We start from the raw sequence: 18,241 nt of genomic DNA on the forward strand, positions 1-18,241 counted from the left end.
GCTGGGCTGGGCTGCGCCCCCGGGCCAGCCGGTGCTATCGCGCCGCCGATTTCAGGGGCTTTCCCTCATGCTTGGGTGCCTGGCGCTCCATCCTCTGCCCATCGCGCAGGTCGACGGGCGGGCTCAGCACGATCTGCTCGCCTCCGTCCAATCCCTGGTCGATCTCGATGGTGGTGCCGAGGTCGCGCTGGATATGGACGCCGCGCCATTCCACCGTGCCGTCCTCGCGGGAGATCGCGACCTGGGTGCCGCGCTGATTGAAGACGAGGCCTTCGGCTGGGATGACCGTGTTCTTCGCCGTCCGCGGCACCTTCAGCGTCACGTAGACGTAGAGGCCGGGCCGCAGGCTGCCGTCGCGGTTGGGAACGTCCACCTGCGTGGTCAGGGTTCGGGACGAGGTCAGCAGGGCGACGGAGCTTCGCTCGACCTTGCCGGAGAAGGTCCGGTCCGGGATCTGCGGCACCTTGATCGTGGCGGCGACGCCCGGACTTACCCCGACCGCGAGATTCTGGGGCACGTTGACCACCACGCGCAGGACGTCGTCCCGATCCATGGACAGCAGGGCGGTGCCGGTACCGTCCGCCTGGACGAGATCGCCGACATCGACGCTACGGGCGGTCACGACGCCGTCGAAGGGGGCGATCACGTCCTTGAAGCCGGTGAGCGCCTTCAGGCGGTCCACGGTGGCGCGCTGCGCCTTGATGTTGGCCTCGGCCACTTTCACCCCCGCTTCCGCAGAGGCGAGGCTCGCGCCCTGGCTCAGGACGCTCGCCTGGGAATTGTCCGCGTTCTGCTTCGAGGCCCAGCCCTGCACGGCGAGGGTCGAGGTGCGGCTGTTGGTGGCGGTGGCGAGATTCACGTTGGCCTTCGCCTGATCGACCATGGCCCTGGCCTGGAGCAGCTGGGCTTCGAGTTGGCCGACCTGCGCCTGGGCCTGTGCCAGCTGCTGGTCGAGATCGGGGGCGGCGATGCGGATGAGGATGTCGCCCTGCTTGACCCGCGTGCCGATATCGACCCTGCGCTCTGCGATGTAGCCCGTGGCACGGGCGAAGAGGGACGCCCTGGCGAAGGCGTCGGTCTGTCCGGGCAGGGTGATGTCGATGGGCTGGTCGGCCCGCTCCACCGCGATGGTCCGCAGTTTCGGCACGAAATCCCTCGCCTTGCGCTGCGTCTCCTCGGCCGCGGCGGCCTTCTGCCAATGGCCGTACCCGCCCCAGCCGAGCAGGCCGACGGCAATGAGCCCGGCGACGAGGAACGGCCCCTTCCCCGGCGGCGGCGGGATCTCTGCCGGGCCTCGCCCCGATTCATGACTCGAACCATGAGCCGTCACCGTTTCGGTCTCGCCATCGGTCGCGTCACCAGGGCTGTTCCCGCTCATGCGTAATCCTGAAGCGGCTTGACCTCGCCCCGCCTGAGGAGGGTGTAGAGGAAGGGCACGAAGAGCAAGGTCGATGGCGTGCCGATGGCGATGCCGCCCATCACGGCGCGGGCGAGGGCCGCGTTCTGTTCGCCGCCCTCCCCCGTCCCCAGGGCCATCGGGATCAACCCGAGGAACATCGCGCCCGCCGTCATGAGCACCGGCCGCAGCCGCGTCTCGCCCGCCAGGAGCGCGGCCTCGGTGGCGCTGCAGCCGGTGGCCTCCCGGTGCTCCTTGGCGAAAGTGACGAGAAGGATGGAATTGGCGGATGCGATACCCACCGACATGATCGCCCCGAACAGCGACGGGATCGAGAAGGTCGTGCCGGTGATGAACAGGCTCGCGACGATCCCGCAGAAGGCCAGCGGCAGGGCCGCCAGCACCACAAGCGGGTCGCCCCAGCTCTGGAAGTTCACGGCCATGAGGAGATAGACCGCCACAAGGGCGATGGAGAGGCCGATTCCCATGCGGAAGAAGGCGGATTGCATGTTCTCGATCTGCCCGCGCACGGTGATCTTGTCCGGCGCCGGCAGGGCCTTCTGTTCTTCCTCGACGATCCGGCGGATGTCTTTCGCCACCGAACCGAGATCGGAATCCTGCACCGCCGCGTAGATGTTGAAGGTCGGCTGCGTGTTGACGTGGTTGATCACCGTCTGCGACCCCTCGCGGCGCATGGTCGAGACGCTCGACAGCAGCGTCAGCACGCCCGGCGCATCGGAATTGCCGCTGACGAGGAGCGGGGTGTTCTGGATCGCCGTGAGGCTGTCGTTGCGGTATTCCGGGGTCTGTACCCAGAGCTGGTAAGGGATGCCGGTCTTCGGGTCGGTCCAGAAGTTCGGCGTCACCTGGAAGGAGCCCGACAGGGAGACGTTGAGGCCCTGCGCGATCTGCTGCTCGGTGAGGCCGAGCTCGGAGGCGAGGCGCCGGTCCACATCGACGAAGAATTGCGGCGTGCCGACGATCTGGTGGAGGTGGACGTCCACCGCCCCGCGCGTCTCCTTGAGGCGACGGACGATGTTCTGCGCGGCGGCGAGGTCCTTGGCGGTGTTGCGACCCGAGACCTGGATGTCGATCTGCGCCAGCGTCCCGAAATTGAGGATCTGCGTGATGATGTCGGATGGCTGGAAATAGACGATCAGGTCGGGAAAGCGCTCGCGCAACACCTCGCGCAATCGCTTGGTGTAGCCGGCGACTGAGCCGTGGCCTTCCTTCAGGTTGATGAGCATCTGCCCGTCGTTGTTGGCGACGAACGACCCGTCCGAGAAGGCAAAATTGTAGTTGTTCGCAGGCAGGCCGAGATTGTCGAGAACCTGGTCGATCTCACCGTCGGGGATGACTTCCCGGACGACGGCCTGGACTTCGGCGAAGGTCTGCACCGCCGTCTCGATGCGCATGCCCGGCCGGGTGCGCAGATGCAGCGTCATCTGGCTCGATTCGACCTGCGGGAAGTAATCCTGGCCGACGAAACCGAACAGGCCTGCCGTGCCCGCGAAGATCACCGCCACGGTGGCGAGGGTGACGACGCGGCGGCGCAGGACCACGTGGAGCAGGCCGAGATAGCTGCGGTGGAAGCGGGCGAACCGGGCTTCGAATCCCTGGCGGAACCAGCCCGCGAGGCGGAAGATCGGTCCGAACAGCCATCCCAGCGCACGGGCGACGCGGCCCCGACGCGGAGCCTGCCCGCCCTTGCCGTGATGCTCCTCGTATTCCCGCGCCACGAGCACGTCGATCAGGACCGGCACCAGGGTGCGGGACAGGACGTAGGAGGTCAGCATCGCGAAGACGACGGCGAGCGCCTGGGGCGTGAACAGATATTTCGGCGTGTCCGTGAGGGCGAAGACCGAGACGAAGGCGGCGCAGATCGAGAGGGTCGAGATCAGCGCGGGTTTGGCGATGCCGGCCGCGCCCTCCACCACGGATTTGCGGAACGGCTCCCCCTCCTCGAACAGCCGGTAGGTGTTCTCGATGGCCACGGTGGCGTCGTCCACGAGGATGCCCACCGCCAAGGCGAGCCCGCCCAGCGTCATGACGTTGATGGTCTCGCCCAACGCCGTGAGGATTGCGAGCGAGGTCAGGATCGAGAGCGGGATCGAGACGAGCACCACGATGGTGGAGCGCCATGAGCCGAGGAACAGCAGGATCGTCAGGCCGGTCAGCGCGGCGGCGATGACTGCCTCGTGGATCACGCCCTCGATGGCGGCGGAGACGAAGACCGATTGATCGAACAATTCGCGTAGCGCCATTCCCTCCGGGGCGGCAGCGCGGATGTCCGGCAGGGCCTTCTTCACGTTGTTGACGACGTCGAGGGTCGAGGCGGTGCCGTTCTTGAAGATGCGCATCAGCACCGAGTTCAGGCCGTCGGCCCGCACGATGTTGACCTGCGGCGGGCCGCCGTCGCGGACATTGGCGACGTCGCGCACCAGCACAGGCTGTCCGCCGACCACCCGGATCGGCACCTGGTTGAGCGCTTCGATGGCGTCCGGCGTGGCGTTGAGCTGGATCGGGTATTGTTGCTCGCCGATCTTGGCGAGACCGGAGGGCACGGTGAGATTCTGCGCCGTCATGGCGTTGGTGACGTCGAGCGCCGTCAGGCCCAGAGCGCGCAGGGCCTGCAGGTCGAGATCGACCATGATCTGGCGCGGCGTGCCGCCGAAGGGCGAGGGCAGCGTCGAGCCCGGCACCTGGGTCAGGCGCTGGCGGATGCGGTACTGGGCGTAATCGTAGACCTTGGTCAGGCTCTCGCTGGTGGAGGAGAGCGAAAGCTGGATCACCGGGACGGAGGAGGCCGAGAACCTCAGGACGATGGGCGGCTGCACCCCCGGCGGCATGGTCGAACGGATCGAGTTCATCGCCGAGACGGTCTGGGCGATGGCGAGATCGATGCTCACCGATTGGTCGAAATAGACCTTCTGGATCGCCGTGCCCTGCAGCGTCGTCGATTCCATCCGGGCGATGTTGTTGACGTTGTTCGAGAGCGAGAACTCCGCATAGGTCGTGATGCGACGCTCCATCTCGGAGGTCGAAAGGCCCGTATAGGTCCACACCACCACGACCACCGGGATGTCCACGGTGGGCAGCACGTCCTTGGGCGCCACGATCACCGAGGCCGCGCCGCCAAGCATCATCAGCACGGCGAGCACGTAGATCGTGATGCGAAACTTTAGAGCATACTGGACGAGGCCCATACGGTATCCGCGCAAACCTGTTCGGGCTGGTGTACCACGTTCGTCGCACGCCACGAGGTCATCTGTAGACGTGACGCCGCGACGCAATCGGCGGACCGGGGCAGGATATTTGTTTCCGGATGTAACTCACACACGGACAGGCCCGGCGCGGTCACGCGCCTATTTCGCGGGTTTGGCCGGCACGTTGCGGCAGATGCCCTTGAGCGTCGCCCATGCGGTCTCGTCGAGAATGCGCCGGCCGACCGTTTCCGTGCCCGCCATCGCGCGGATGCGGTTGGCGCGCTCCTTCGTGAAGGGATGGCTGCGGAGCAGGCTCGCGAACTCGGCCTTCTCGTCGTCCTTGGCGATGCGTTCGAGGATCGTCGCCAGCGCCGTGGCATCCCCGCCCGACCGGCGCATGACCTTCACCGAATAGGTATCCGCCGCGTTCTCGGCCTCGCGGGAATAGCCGGCCGAGATGGCGGCTTGGCCTACCGCGACGAGGATCGTGGAGCCGGTCAGGTCGCCTAGCACGAGACTGAGGAGGAACGAGCTTCCGCTCGCCGCCAGCAGAGCCCGCATCGGGTCGCGCGCGGCGACATGGCCGAATTCGTGAGCCAGCACGCCGGCGAATTCGTCGGGCGTGAGGGACTGATCGATGAGGTCCGACAGCACGACGACCCGCCCGCCGGGAAGGGTCAGGGCGTTGGCGATGGCGTGCCGGCGGACGGTGATCGCCGGATCGACCGGCAGGCCGCCATCCGCCGTCATCCGCTCGATCAAGCGGTCGAGGACGGCCCGCGCCGGGGCATCGTCGCAGACCGGCGGGTCGCCGAGGATCTTGCCGATCTGCCCGTCCACCGCGCCGCCGAGCCGCGCTTCGATCGCTGCCGGGATGACGGGTGCCAGACGCACGGCAATGGCCGGGACGCCGTAGATCGCCAGACCGATCACCGAGATCCCGGCCGCGATCGACCACAGGACGAGGCGCAGGCGACCGCCCGAGGCGGAGGGGTCGGAGCGGTACAGGTCCGGACAGCGATCCTTCAGCGCGGCGGCCAGGTTCTCGTCGGTGAACTCGACCCGCTCGGCACGTCCCGCCGGGCCGACCCGCATGAGCGGGGCGGCCGTGTCGCCGGCCGCGAGCTCGGCGAGTGTCCAGGCGAGGCGTAGATCCTGCCCGGTGATCTCCAGGCTGTCCTCGAGGACCAGGGTCACCGGTTGGGCCCTGGCGCTCAAGCCATCGTAATACGTGCCGTAGACCGCATGTGCCGGCACTAGAACCCCACTTCGAGCGCGCCGCCGACATCGAGCGCGTCGGCGAGGCCCTCGTTGAGTCCGCTGCCCACCCGCCGGCTCGACGCGAGCACGGCATCGAGGCCGCCGGCATTCTCGACCACCGTGGTGGTGGCGACCGCCGCCCAGAGTCGCGCCGTGATGACCCGGACATAGAGCACCGCGAAGAACAGCGCGCCGCCGAGATAGCCGAACACCATGCCGAACAGGAGCGCCCAATGGGCTCCGCTCTCCATGCCCTGGGCCTGCAGGAGCAGACCGCCGCCGCCGATGACGAGGCCGAGGATCAGGACGAAGCCGATCACGGAGAGAAGGTAGACGAAATAGGGCCAGTAGAACTGGCGGGCCTTCAGGGTGGACGAAAGGCGCACGGAGCCGAGACTAGCCGCGTTCATGAAGAGCCGCGTCTCCCGCGCCCGGTAGAAGGGGATGAGAAGGAGCCCGAGGGGAAACGTGATGCCGATCGTGCTGAGGAAGAGCGCCCCGAACGTGGCGATGGGCGTGCCATCGTAATCGCTGTTGAATTCCGTCTCGCCGGGTTTGCCCCCCTCTTTGGGGACGAACAGGTCGTCGGGAATGTTGAAATCGGTAGCCACGAGGAAGGCGATCAGCGCGGCGGCGATGGGAAGGAGCACCACCACGTAGAAGGCCAGCCAGGGAAGCAGCAGCGAGCGCCCGCGCGCGGTCGATTCCATCCGGCTCGACCCGATCAGGGTGTGATTGATCCGGTACCGCTCGAGGCTCGCACGCATGAAGGGGAAGGCGAGGCCGAGGGTGAGGAGCATCAGCAGCGACCAGCCGATGGCCATCAGCGCATAGGTGATCGCCGATCCGTCCTGCCCGAGGCGGATGCCGCGCCACAGGGTGCGTGAGGCCCGGTAGCGCCGGCCGCGATAGACCGCGAACTGGCCGAGGACGAAGAGGATGAGGAAGGACAGGACGCTGCCGAAGGCCGCGAGCCAGGGCGCCGAGATCGTCGCGACGAAGATCAGGACGTAGACGGGGATCAGGATGGCGATGGCGACGAGGAAGCCGAGGAACAGTTCCTTGCCGGTCCCGGAATACTCGGCCGGGCTGCCGTCGACGACGGTCCTGTTCCAGAAGTAGCGCCGCAATTCGGTGACGTACCAGAACCGGTAGATGCCGAAGGTGACGAGGGACAGGAGGAAGCCACGGACGGCGACGCCGGTGAGGCCCCTGAGTGTCCTGTCGAAGGTGATCGCGCCGGAGCGGTCCATCCCGGATCGCGTCTGGGTCATTGGCGGCTGCGACATGAGACCTCCTCTCTCGGGAGGCGACATATAAGCCTATCGTCCCAGATGAGGCCACCCGCCGATACGACTTTAGATCGGCATGCACTTGCGCCGATGAAGTATGGGGCTGCCGACGTCGTTAAAAAGCCCCGCTCCGGTCTTGGAATTTCAACTCCGAGACCGGAGCCCGAAACGTCTTCGTCGCATGATCGCGATAGAGAGGATGATCTGTCTCGCCGAAGGGGTCGTCACCGAAGGGGATAGACTGGATCAGCAGCAGCGGAATCCATTCCGGTTACCCACACCGAACCGGGCATTCTCCCTGTTCCGGTAGAATTCCCGCTCGCTCATCGGCTCCTGATCGGTATGGGTCCGGCGAATATGGGCGGCATAGGCCTCGTAATCGCCCTGCCCCACCATCAGGCGGGCGCCGTCGCAGACGCATTTCGAGAAGGTCTTCAGCCGATCCCGTAGTTCCATCGACGACAGCGCCATATCGGTTACTCCGCCGGGACGGCGGTGGGGCCGCCGCTTTCGAGGGCCGTCCAGCGCTCGGCGCGATAGGCCTTGACGCAAGCCATGATGCCGAAGGCGGCGATGGCGACGACGAGGCCGACGAACATCACGGCGAGTGCCGCGTCGATCCGGTCGTTGAAGACGATCTTGTGCATGTCGGCCATGTTCTTGGCCGGACCCAGTACCTTGCCCTCGGCGATCGCGGCCGAGAACCGGTCGGCATGGGACAGGAAGCCGATCTTGGGGTCGGCCGAAAAGATCTTCTGCCAGCCCGCATTGAGGGTGCAGATCAGCAGCCACACGGTGGGGATGATCGTGACGAAGGCGTAGCGCTCACGCTTCATCTTGAAGATCACCACGGTGGCGAGCGTCAGCGCCACGGCCGCCAGCATCTGGTTCGAGATGCCGAAGAGCGGCCACAGGGTGTAGATGCCGCCGAGCGGGTCAGTGACGCCCTGGTAGAGGAAGTAGCCCCAGGCCGAGACGCAGAGGGCCGTGGCCAGGATGCTGGGCGCCCAGGCCGTCGTGTCCTTAAAGGTCGGCGAGATCAGGCCGAGCAGATCCTGCAGCATGAAGCGTCCCGCACGCGTGCCGGCATCGACGGCGGTGAGGATGAAGAGGGCCTCGAACAGGATCGCGAAATGGTACCAGAAGGCCATCATCGTCTTGCCGCCGATGGCCGACGAGATGATGTGGGCCATGCCGACGGCGAGGGTCGGAGCGCCGCCGGTGCGCGAGATGATCGAATGCTCGCCCACGTCCTTGGCGGTCTGGGTGATCACATCGGGTGTGATCGGGAAGCCGAGATTGGTCACCGCCGCCGCCGCCGTCTCGGCGGAGGTCCCGAGCAGGGCGCCGGGCGAATTCATGGTGAAGTAGATGCCCGGATCGATCACGCTCGCGGCGACCAGCGCCATGATCGCGACGAAGCTCTCCATCAACATGCCGCCATAGCCGATGAAGCGGGTGTCCATCTCGTTGTCGAGGAGCTTCGGCGTCGTTCCCGACGAGATCAGCGCATGGAAGCCGGAGACTGCGCCGCATGCGATGGTGATGAACAGGAACGGGAACAGGGAGCCTGCCCAGACCGGGCCGGTGCCGTCCACGAACTTCGTCATGGCCGGCATCTGGAGGTGCGGGGCGACGACGACGATGCCGAGCGCCAGGCCGATGATGGTGCCGATCTTGAGGAAGGTCGAGAGATAGTCGCGCGGGGCGAGCAGGAGCCAGACCGGCAGGATCGAGGCGATGAAGCCGTAGCCGATCAGCATCCAGGTCAGCTGGGTGCCGGTGAAGGTGAAGGCCGGGCCCCAGACCGGGTGTTCGTTGATCTGGCCGCCGCCGATGATGGCGGCCATGAGCAGGATGAAGCCGAGGATCGAGACCTCACCGATCTTGCCCGGCCGGACGAAGCGCGCGTAGAGGCCCATCAGGATCGCGATCGGGATCGTGGCTGCGACGGTGAAGGTGCCCCAGGGGCTCTCGGCCAGCGCCTTGACCACGATCATCGCCAGGACGGCGAGCAGGATCACCATGATCATGAAAGTGCCGAACAGCGCGATCACGCCGGGGATCACGCCGAGTTCGGCCCGGATCAGTTCACCGAGGGAGCGCCCATCGCGGCGCATGGAGATGAACAGGATCATGAAGTCCTGAACCGCGCCCGCGAGCACGACGCCGGCCAGGATCCAGAGCATGCCGGGCAGGTAGCCCATCTGCGCGGCCAGGACCGGGCCGACGAGGGGACCCGCGCCGGCGATCGCCGCGAAATGGTGGCCGAACAGGACGGTCTTGTTGGTGGGAACGTAGTCGAGCCCGTCATTGTGACGATGGGCGGGTGTCTCGCGCGCCGGGTCGAGGCGCATCACCTTCTCGGAGATGTAGAGCGAGTAGTACCGGTAGGAGATGAGGTAGACGCAGACTGCGGCCACGACGATCCACAAGGCGTTGATCGATTCGCCGCGGCTGGTGGCGACAATCGCCAGGGCTGCCGCGCCCAACGCACCGACAAGGGCCCATGGCCCGTGCTTCTGTATCGCACTCATCGACGTCTCGCTCCCGCGACCCGTCCTTGATGGCGGATCGTCAAGGCTCTTCTGGCTCAAAAATTCTTTCGGGGCCAGAGGAGAAAAATACAAAGACGCGGACGCTGTCAGTCCGTGACGATCACCCGGTTCGGCAACTCGTCGATATCCCCCGGCCGGCGCGGCAGGTGTCGCTCGAGGATGGCGCCGATGGACTCGACGGCCGTGACGAGGCCCTCCGTCGCCTCGCGCCGTCGGAGCGAGGCCAGAAGCGAGTCGATCGCCGACGACCACGCCGCCGGGGAGATGCGCGAGGCGATGCCCGTATCGGCGACGATCTCCGCATGCCCCTCGGCGACGGCGAGATAAATGAGGATGCCCGTTCGCCCGCGCGTCCCGGCCAGTCCGCGCGCGGCGAATTCCCTCGTCGCCGCCTCATGGGCCCGCGCCCGCCGGATCGAGCGGGGAACGAGGCCGAGACGGGTTCGCGGATGGGAGGCTGCGGCAAGCGCCAGGAGAACGACCGCAGCCTGCGTCAGGGCGATCGACGCAGCACTCCACGGCGTGAACAGGATCAGCGGCCAGGGCACCGCGAGCCCGAGGGCCAGCGCCGGCACGAGGGCTGCGGACCGGTACAGCCCGGCGCGGGCGGCGACGAGAACGACGATCTCCGCCGATGTCGTCGATTCGGCCTTGGCGATCGCTCCGGCGATCCGCGTCCTGTCGGTGTCGCTCAGCATCCTACCAATCCCCGGAGGCGCCGCCTCCTCCCGATGAGCCACCTCCGCCCGAGAAGCCGCCGCCATCACCGAAGCCGCCGGAGACGCCACCGCTCCAGCCGCCGGACGATGGCCCGGGCAGGATGATGAATCCGCCACCCGGGCGGCCGCGATTCATCCGGTAGACGACGAACAGGATCAGCAGGAACAGGATGATGAAGCCGATGACATGGGATGGCTCGGCCTCGTCGCTGCGTACCTTGCCTCGCCGCTGCCATTCCTCGGCATCGCCGCTGAGGATCGACAGCATGGCATCGATTCCGGCCTTGATGCCGCCGCCGTAATCGCCTGTCTTGAAGCGGGGCGTGATGGAAGTGGTGATGATGACCTTCGACAAGGCGTCGGTCAGCGCCCCTTCGAGGCCGTAGCCGACCTCGATCCTCACCTTACGGTCGTTTGGCGCTACCAGCAGAAGTGCGCCGTTGTTGGTCTTGGACTGCCCGATGGCCCAGGAGCGGAACAGCCGGTTGCCGTAATCCTCGATCGTCAGCCCTTGCAGGTTCGGCACCGTCGCGACGACGACCTGATCGGAGGTCTTCTCCTCGTAGGCCTTCAGCTGTGCTTCCAGCGCCGATATCTCGTCCGGCTTGAGGATCCCGGCCGCATCCACGACGCGACCGCTGAGGGACGGGAAGGTCGGCTCCGCGGCCAGAGCCTCGCCGCGCGCCAGCAGCACCATCCCCGCCAGGACGACGAGGACGAACGCCAGGACCGGCGCGAGCGCGCGCCCTCGAAGAAACGCCGCCCTCATCACCGCGCTAGAACTTCACGGACGGAGGCTTGTCCGAATTGGGCGTCGCCGTGAACGTCTCCATCGGCTTCGATTCCGGATAGAACCACGCGGCGATCCAGCGGCCGGGGATGGTGCGGACCTCGGTGTTGTAGGCCTGGACGGCGCCGATATAGTCGCGGCGCGCGACGGCGATCCGGTTCTCCGTGCCTTCGAGCTGCGACTGCAGCGCGAGGAAGTTCTGGTTCGACTTCAGATCGGGATAGCGCTCCACGGTCACGAGGAGCCGCCCGAGGGCGCCTGAGAGCTGATTCTGCGCGTCCTGGAATTCCTTGAACTTCTGGGGATCGGACACCGTGGAGGCATCGACCTTCACGCTGGAGGCCTTGGCGCGGGCTTCCGTGACGCCGACGAGGACATCCTTCTCCTGCTGCGCGTAGCCCTTCACCGTCTCCACGAGATTCGGGATTAGGTCGGCACGGCGCTGGTACTGATTCTGAACCTCGCTCCAGGAGGATTTCGCGCTCTCCTCCAGCGTGGGCACCCGGTTGATCGCGCCGCAGCCCGAGAGGGTCGTGGCCAGGGCGACGGCGACGAGCGCGGACCGCATGCGGCGAAACACCGAGGGTCGAGGCGAAGGCGCGAAGGTCGCGGTGGCGTCGGGACGCAGAACTGACAACATCGGGGGCTCCTCGTGGACGGGCGCGGCATGGCGCGTCCACGCCCCTGCCGCCCGGCGACGCGTGTTGAGATAGGGCGTGATACCGCCGGTGAAAGGCCGGATCGCGATGCGTCCGCGACGAAACTCCACGCACATCCCATGGTCGAACTCCCACGGGGGCAGGTTGACAAGGAAGCGTGCATGGGTCGCTGTGCCGGCCATGGATGAACTGCCACCTACCCCACGGATCGAAAAACCGAGGGTTTCCATCACCTACTGCACGCAGTGCCAGTGGCTCCTGCGTGCCGGCTGGATGGCGCAGGAGCTTCTTTCCACTTTCCGCGACGAGGTCGGCGAAGTCGCCCTCGTGCCGGGGACAGGCGGCGTCTTCATCATCGTCTGCGGGTCGGAGACGATCTGGGACCGAACGCGGGACGGGGGATTTCCCGACGTGAAGACCTTGAAGCAGCGCGTCCGCGATCGGCTGGTGCCGAGCCGGGATCTTGGTCACATCGATAGGCCATGAACGCCGAGACGGGGAAAGCCAAGATCAAGAACCAAGAGCCGAAGAGCGCCGAGTCCAAGAGCGACATGGAACCTGCTTTCGAACGGACGAGAACCGGTGGGTGGCAGGGCACGGCGCCGGGCCGGCTGTTCGCACGCATCCGGGATCGAGGCTTCTCGACCCAGGTCTACCTGATCGCCCTCGTCGTGGCGCTGATCGGGCCCGGGCTTCTGTTCACCGCGATCCTGCTGTTTCGCTATGCCGGAACAGAGCGGGCACGGTTCGAGCAGGACGCCCGCGAGAACGTTCGCGGTATCGCCCTGTCCATCGACCGCGATACGGCGGGGCTCGTCTCCGTGCTGCAGACCTTGGCGACGTCGCCCCGCCTGAAGGATGCGGAGTTCGAGAATTTCGACGCCCAGGCACGCCTCGTTCGCGAAACCGTCGGGCTCGACATCCTCCTGCGCCAACCGGACGGGCAGCAACTGGTCAATACGTCGGTCCCGCGCGGGGCCCCATTGCCGAAGACCGCCTTGCCCTTCGACCGTGAGCTGACATCCGGAACGCAGCGGGCCATGATCTCCGGCATCCTGTCGGGCAGCATGCCCGATCGGGCGACCTACGCCATCGCCGTCCCGGTGCAGAACGAGGGCGAGGTCGTCTACCTGCTGAGCTTTCTTGCGCCGGTGAACCGGCTGCAGGGCATCCTGAGCCGGGAATACGTCCAGGGCTGGATGACGGGGGTCTCGGACCGGGATGGGATCGCCCTCGCCCGTATTCCCGACCCGGCCTCCATCGTCGGGCGGCCGCGCCTGGCGACCCTTCGCCAGCGCCAGACCGATACGCCGGGAGTCTGGGAGGGTAAGGATTTCAACATGCGCCCCGTCACGGTCGTCGAGGCGCGCTCGCGCCTCACCGGGTGGACGGTGAGCGCCGTGATTCCGAAGGCGCTGGTGGATGCGCGGCTGCGCGGATGGATCTGGGCCTTTACCGGCTTCGGCCTCCTCGTCCTGGCGACGTCGTCGATCCTCGCCATCAATCTCTGGTCGAAGGTTTCGCAGCCATTGCGCCGGCTCGTGGCGTCCGGCCCGGCGCTCGCCCGTGGCGAAGCGATTCCGCGCATTACCTCGCCGATCCACGAGATCCGCCGCCTCGGCGACGTTCTGGCGGACGCATCCCTGCGCCTGCGCACGCGCAGCGAAGAGCGCGATACGGCGCTCGCCGAGACGGAGCGCGGGCTCTCGGCCCTGCGCGAGAGCGAGGCGCGGTTCCGGCACATGGCGGATTCGGCCCCCGCATTGATCTGGATGACCGACGAGCTTGGCGAGATCAGCTTCGCCAACCTGCATTTCGACCATCTGTTCGGAAAACCCGCCAGCGCGCTGGCGGCCGGCGGGTGGCAGACGATCGTCCATCCGGACGACCAGACGGCGTTCACGTCCAAGTTCTCCGAGGCCTTTGCCGAGCGTCTTCCCGTGAGGGCGGAGGTCCGGGTGGTGGATCGCGACGGCGAGGTACGCTGGCTGCGTTGCGAAGGCGTGCCACGCCTCGACGATACCGGGGCCTTCCTCGGCTATACCGGCTGCAACGTCGACATCACCGACGCCAAGCGGGCGGAGGAGCATCTCCTGCTCCTCATCCACGAACTCAACCACCGCGTGAAGAACACGCTCGCGACCGTCCAATCCATCGCCATGCAATCCCTGCGCGGCCTCGACACGGCGGAGGCGGCGGCGGCAAAGGCCGCGTTCGAGGCGAGGCTGCTCGCCCTCGCCCGGGTGCACGATGTGCTCACCCGCGAAAGCTGGGAGGGTGCGGAACTCGGCAACGTGGTGGCGGATGCCATCGCTCCCCTCGATTCCACCGGGGCGGGCCAATCCCGCTTCATCGTGTCCGGGCCGCAACTGCGCCTGCCGCCGCGACTTGCGCTCTCCATCGCCATGGCGCTGCATGAACTCGGCACCAACGCGGTCAAATACGGCTCGCTCTCGCAGGAGGGTGGGACTGTGAAAATCACCTGGTCCGTCGTGAAAGTGGCGGAGACCCGCCTCCTTCTGCGCTGGAGCGAAAACGGCGGACCGCCCGTGACGCAGCCGACACGCACCGGCTTCGGTTCCCGCCTCATCGAGCGTAGTCTGGCGCGCGAGCTTGCCGGCGAGGTTCAGCTCCTGTTCGAGCCCACCGGGGTTGTCTGCTCGATCGAGGCGCCCGTACCGCCGCCGACCTTGCTCGAGCGCAAGGCCGGCCTCGTCCCGCTGCGACCCGCACCGCTTCTCCCTCATTCGGCCTGATCGCTCGCGCCTAGAACAGTCCTCATGCGCGCTCGCCCGAACATGCGCGTGAGGATGGTGCCCCATCATGGGGCTCGCCCATCGATCCGATGCAGTCGCTCACGTCGAGCGCGCGAACTTCGCAAAAAAGTTACTCTCCCATGTGCGACACTGGGCGAAATTGAATTCAACTATAAGTATGTTTCTTGTTCGGTGCCGCCGCGACATCAATTCTTATGGCGAGACGACATACATGGTTGGAGTATGCGCCAGCCAATTTTCGTCTACGCGTGATACTGGAGAAGAACCAGCGGTTTGATTGGTAATCCTGTTTTTTGAGGAGCAGGTCGGATACTGTTCGAAAGAAGAAAATATTTGAATCCAGCCGCTTGGTTACCATTGACGACTGGCGTCTGGCTCAAGGAAGCCGACCTTTCTCGCGTTCCGGCGGTCGCGGAGAGCGGGTATGCTAAGGCACTATTAAACAATAGAGTTTATTACATTGCCCTATCGATATCTCAGGGTTGTAGTTTTATGATTGGCTTCTCCCGCAAGCGTCCCGCCTCCGACACGACTGCGGTGCCTGCCGTTGCCCAGCAGATCGAGGCCGATGAGGTTCGTCTGAGCGCGGCCGTCGAAGCACTGATGTCGAGCCAGGGTTTGAGCGCCGTCGACCTGCCCGACGGTAGGCTCAAATCCGCCCTCGAACGCCTTCGCAGCCATGGCGATGACGATAAGCAGCGCAGCCTGTCCTCCATCGCGTCCATGGCGAAGGAAGCCTCGGAGGCCGCCATCAATATCGGCTGGATGACCTACGATGTCGGCGAGGTGGCGAGCGCCACGCAGACGATCGCGGGTGCAACAGAGGAATTGGCGGCGTCCATCGCCGAGGTCTCTCAGACGTCCGACACGGTCGTCACCGTTGCCCAGGACGCGCTGACCGCCATGAGCGCCTGCATCGGCGACGGACGCCAGGCGAAATCCGCCATGCAGGAGATCGAAGCCCGCACCTCGCTCATTTCAGAGCGCGTCGTGGTGCTGGAGCGAGCCATCGCCCAGATCGAAGTGATGGCGACCGCCATCGCGTCGATTTCCGCACAGACCAATCTGCTTGCGCTGAACGCCACGATCGAGGCCGCGCGTGCGGGTGAAGCCGGACGCGGGTTCTCGGTGGTCGCCGCCGAGGTCAAGTCGCTCTCCGCCCAGACCGCCAGGTCGACGGGTGAAATCCGCGGCCTGCTCAGCACCCTCACGGCCGAAATGGGAGCCATCTCGGTGGCCGTCGGCGAGAGCCGCAGCGCCGTCACGTCCGGCCGGGCGATCGTCGAGCAATTGGAGACGCGGGTCGAGCAGACCAACGAGCGGATCTCGCAGGCGAGCGACCTGAATCAGGCGATCTCGCACATGCTCTCGCAGCAGCGCTCTGCCACCGCCGAAATCTCCACCAGCGTCCAGAACATTGCCGGCAAGGCCGCGAAGACCCACGAGGAGATCGACAAGATCACCACCCGCCTCGTGAAGGCGGAAAGCTTCGGCCGCACCGCTTTGGCTGCGGAAAGCGGCCGCGTCAGCGCTCATGGCCTGGTCTGCCTGCCGGCGGATGTGGGCATGTGGAAGCGCAAGCTGGCCCGCATCCTGGTCGGGCTCGCTCCGGCCGCGTCCACCGAAGCGACGATGCTGGGCATCGCAAACCACAGCGTCTGCACGGAGTTGCGGAACGGCCCGCTGCGCGATCATCCGGCGCTGGCCCGTCTTGCCGATGCCGAGAAGACCGCTCTCGAAGAAGCGAAGAAGATGATCGATGCCGTCGCCGCGAACAATTGGGACGTGGGGACGCCGGCTTATCAGGCCGCTTCCGCCGCCATGAAGTCGATGCTCGCCGCCGCCAACGAGTTGCTCGACACCAAGGCTGCGTAATCGCCGCTCATCGCGGATGACGCTCAGGCAAACCCATCGACATCCTGCGGCCGGCTCTTGTTGCCGGCCGCAGGTTTCGTCATGGCTTGAGCGCACCGCCACGAGAGAGCCCGAACCTTTCGAATGATCCTCCCGGACGCTCCCCTACCGGCCCGTTTCAATGCCGCCCGCCACTGCCTCGCGGACAATGCGCGCCTGCGGGGAGGCAAGACGGCGCTCGTCATGGCGGGCGCGGAAGGCGAGACGCTGCGCCTCACCTTCGCCGAGGCGGACCGGGCCGTGCGCGGCATTGCCGCCGGCTTTCTGTCCCTCGCCCTCACACGCGGCGACCGGGTGATGATCCGGATGGGCAACGAGGCGGATTACGTCCTCGTGTATTTCGGCGCGCTCGCCGCCGGGCTCGTGGCTCTCCCCTCCTCGCCCCAGCTGACGCCGGCGGAGGCCGCTTTCCTTATGGAGAATTCCGGTGCGGCCGTCGTGGTGACCGGGGCGGGCCACCGTCTCGACGCGGCGGAGGCCGAGGGCCGCATCGTCCTCGGCCCCTCCGAGATCGCCGCGATGAAACGAGCCGAGCCGGTCGCGGATTATGCCGACACCGCGGCGGACGATCCGGCGACCCTGGTCTACACGTCGGGCACCACCAGCCGGCCGAAAGGCGTGCTCCACGCCCATCGGGCGATCTGGGGGCGACGTCCGATGCATGCGCATTGGCTGGGGCTGACGGAAGCCGACGTCATGCTGCATGCCGGCACCATGAACTGGACCTACACGCTGGGCGTCGGGATCACCGATCCCTGGTCCTGCGGCGCCACGAGCGTGCTCTACGATGGGCCCCGTGATCCTGCCATCTGGCCCAGTCTCATCGCCCGCCACGGTGCGACGCTGTTTGCCGCCGTGCCCAGCGTCTATCGACAGATCCTGAAATATGCCGATCTCGATTCCTGCGATCTGTCCCGGCTGCGCCACGGCTGCACCGCCGGCGAGGCCCTGCCCGCCGACTTGCTGGAGGCCTGGACGCGGCGGACCGGCAAGCCCCTCTACGAGGCGCTCGGCATGAGCGAAATCTCCACCTACATCTCCAGCGGTCCCACCATTCCGGTGAAGCCCGGTTCTCCCGGCATGCCCCAGCCCGGGCGCCGCGTGGCGATCCTGCCCGTGGACGGGCCGAGCGAGCCTTTGCCCAAAGGCGAGACCGGGCTTCTGGCCGTCCACCGTACGGAGCCGGGCTTGATGCTCGGCTACTGGAACCGGCCCGACGAAGAAGCCTCGGTTCTGCGCGGCGAATGGTTCGCGGGCGGCGATCTCGCGAGCCTCGACGAGGACGGCTACCTCTGGTTCCACGGGCGCAACGACGACCTGATGAACGCTCTCGGCTACCGGGTCTCTCCCAACGAGGTCGAGGGCGTGGTCGGCTTGCATCCCTCCGTGGCCGAAGTCGGCGTCGCCGAGCTCGCCGTCCGGGCCGACCTGAAGGTCATCGCCGCTTTCGTTGTCCTGAAGCCTGGGGCGGAGGCGGACGGACCGTCGATCCTGGCCTGGTGCGCCGAGAGACTGGCGGCCTACAAATGCCCGCGCGAGATCCGGTTCCTCGATGCCCTGCCCCGCACCGCCAATGGCAAGGTCCAGCGCAAGCGGCTGGGCGACCAGCCGGTCGCGGCCTGAGCACGACGCCGCCGGCCCTAGAGGGACGATCCTCGATCCATGACGAC

The 18,241-nt window shown here is 66.5% G+C and carries 13 protein-coding genes; 4 read left to right on the top strand and 9 right to left on the bottom strand.

Annotated features, from left to right (window positions below; translation table 11 throughout):
* Positions 1–34: 34 nt before the first annotated feature.
* From RQI43_RS12080 to RQI43_RS12120, 9 genes are all read right to left on the bottom strand, one after another.
* Positions 35–1,378, bottom strand: a complete 1,344-nt coding sequence (locus tag RQI43_RS12080; RefSeq protein WP_311275302.1) for an efflux RND transporter periplasmic adaptor subunit — start codon at positions 1,376–1,378, stop codon at positions 35–37.
* Positions 1,375–4,602: an efflux RND transporter permease subunit gene (locus tag RQI43_RS12085; RefSeq protein ID WP_311275303.1), complete on the bottom strand. Its 3,228-nt coding sequence runs from the start codon at positions 4,600–4,602 to the stop codon at positions 1,375–1,377. The genes RQI43_RS12080 and RQI43_RS12085 overlap by 4 nt, the downstream gene beginning before the upstream one ends.
* Positions 4,603–4,761: 159 nt before the next feature.
* The gene (locus tag RQI43_RS12090) at positions 4,762–5,859 is read right to left on the bottom strand and encodes a M48 family metallopeptidase (protein ID WP_311275304.1); all 1,098 of its coding nucleotides are present in this window, start codon (positions 5,857–5,859) and stop codon (positions 4,762–4,764) included.
* On the bottom strand, positions 5,859–7,151 hold the full coding sequence (locus RQI43_RS12095) for a YjgN family protein (protein WP_311275305.1): 1,293 nt from the start codon (positions 7,149–7,151) through the stop codon (positions 5,859–5,861). The genes RQI43_RS12090 and RQI43_RS12095 overlap by 1 nt, the downstream gene beginning before the upstream one ends.
* Positions 7,152–7,400: 249 nt before the next feature.
* Positions 7,401–7,625 (bottom strand): YbdD/YjiX family protein, encoded by a 225-nt coding sequence (locus RQI43_RS12100; RefSeq protein WP_056430233.1) that lies wholly within the window; start codon positions 7,623–7,625, stop codon positions 7,401–7,403.
* Positions 7,626–7,630: 5 nt separating this feature from the next.
* Positions 7,631–9,691, bottom strand: a complete 2,061-nt coding sequence (locus RQI43_RS12105; RefSeq protein ID WP_311275306.1) for a carbon starvation CstA family protein — start codon at positions 9,689–9,691, stop codon at positions 7,631–7,633.
* A 107-nt stretch (positions 9,692–9,798) separates the two neighbouring features.
* Complete coding sequence (locus tag RQI43_RS12110) at positions 9,799–10,410, bottom strand: TPM domain-containing protein (protein WP_207410641.1); 612 nt, start codon at positions 10,408–10,410, stop codon at positions 9,799–9,801.
* 1 nt (position 10,411) lies between these two features.
* The gene (locus tag RQI43_RS12115; protein ID WP_311275307.1) at positions 10,412–11,200 is read right to left on the bottom strand and encodes a TPM domain-containing protein; all 789 of its coding nucleotides are present in this window, start codon (positions 11,198–11,200) and stop codon (positions 10,412–10,414) included.
* 7 nt (positions 11,201–11,207) lie between these two features.
* Positions 11,208–11,861: a LemA family protein gene (locus tag RQI43_RS12120; RefSeq protein ID WP_156467849.1), complete on the bottom strand. Its 654-nt coding sequence runs from the start codon at positions 11,859–11,861 to the stop codon at positions 11,208–11,210.
* A 199-nt stretch (positions 11,862–12,060) separates the two neighbouring features.
* On the opposite strand from RQI43_RS12120, the gene RQI43_RS12125 reads away from it, so the two are divergent.
* The 4 genes from RQI43_RS12125 (at position 12,061) to RQI43_RS12140 (ending at position 18,194) form a co-directional block, all read left to right on the top strand.
* Positions 12,061–12,366, top strand: a complete 306-nt coding sequence (locus tag RQI43_RS12125) for a SelT/SelW/SelH family protein (RefSeq protein ID WP_311275308.1) — start codon at positions 12,061–12,063, stop codon at positions 12,364–12,366.
* Between the two features lie 65 nt (positions 12,367–12,431).
* Positions 12,432–14,636: a sensor histidine kinase gene (locus RQI43_RS12130; RefSeq protein WP_405030613.1), complete on the top strand. Its 2,205-nt coding sequence runs from the start codon at positions 12,432–12,434 to the stop codon at positions 14,634–14,636.
* A gap of 513 nt (positions 14,637–15,149) precedes the next feature.
* The gene (locus RQI43_RS12135; protein WP_311275309.1) at positions 15,150–16,532 is read left to right on the top strand and encodes a methyl-accepting chemotaxis protein; all 1,383 of its coding nucleotides are present in this window, start codon (positions 15,150–15,152) and stop codon (positions 16,530–16,532) included.
* Positions 16,533–16,655: 123 nt separating this feature from the next.
* Positions 16,656–18,194 carry an AMP-binding protein gene (locus RQI43_RS12140; RefSeq protein ID WP_311275310.1) on the top strand — a complete coding sequence of 513 codons (1,539 nt, stop codon included), beginning with the start codon at positions 16,656–16,658 and terminating at the stop codon, positions 18,192–18,194.
* The last annotated feature ends 47 nt before the right edge of the window (positions 18,195–18,241 follow it).

Source organism: Methylobacterium sp. WCS2018Hpa-22 (genome assembly GCF_031843785.1).
Taxonomy (GTDB): Bacteria; Pseudomonadota; Alphaproteobacteria; order Rhizobiales; family Beijerinckiaceae; genus Methylobacterium.

What these genes read in the sequence shown, in the direction of transcription:
- RQI43_RS12080 (WP_311275302.1), bottom strand. Translation starts at nt 1,378, where the DNA reads ATGAGCGGGAACAGCCCTGGTGACGCGACCGATGGCGAGACCGAAACG.
- RQI43_RS12085 (WP_311275303.1), bottom strand. Translation starts at nt 4,602, where the DNA reads ATGGGCCTCGTCCAGTATGCTCTAAAGTTTCGCATCACGATCTACGTG.
- RQI43_RS12095 (WP_311275305.1), bottom strand. Translation starts at nt 7,151, where the DNA reads ATGTCGCAGCCGCCAATGACCCAGACGCGATCCGGGATGGACCGCTCC.
- RQI43_RS12100 (WP_056430233.1), bottom strand. Translation starts at nt 7,625, where the DNA reads ATGGCGCTGTCGTCGATGGAACTACGGGATCGGCTGAAGACCTTCTCG.
- RQI43_RS12105 (WP_311275306.1), bottom strand. Translation starts at nt 9,691, where the DNA reads ATGAGTGCGATACAGAAGCACGGGCCATGGGCCCTTGTCGGTGCGTTG.
- RQI43_RS12110 (WP_207410641.1), bottom strand. Translation starts at nt 10,410, where the DNA reads ATGCTGAGCGACACCGACAGGACGCGGATCGCCGGAGCGATCGCCAAG.
- RQI43_RS12115 (WP_311275307.1), bottom strand. Translation starts at nt 11,200, where the DNA reads ATGAGGGCGGCGTTTCTTCGAGGGCGCGCGCTCGCGCCGGTCCTGGCG.
- RQI43_RS12120 (WP_156467849.1), bottom strand. Translation starts at nt 11,861, where the DNA reads ATGTTGTCAGTTCTGCGTCCCGACGCCACCGCGACCTTCGCGCCTTCG.
- RQI43_RS12125 (WP_311275308.1), top strand. Translation starts at nt 12,061, where the DNA reads ATGGATGAACTGCCACCTACCCCACGGATCGAAAAACCGAGGGTTTCC.
- RQI43_RS12130 (WP_405030613.1), top strand. Translation starts at nt 12,432, where the DNA reads ATGGAACCTGCTTTCGAACGGACGAGAACCGGTGGGTGGCAGGGCACG.
- RQI43_RS12135 (WP_311275309.1), top strand. Translation starts at nt 15,150, where the DNA reads ATGATTGGCTTCTCCCGCAAGCGTCCCGCCTCCGACACGACTGCGGTG.
- RQI43_RS12140 (WP_311275310.1), top strand. Translation starts at nt 16,656, where the DNA reads ATGATCCTCCCGGACGCTCCCCTACCGGCCCGTTTCAATGCCGCCCGC.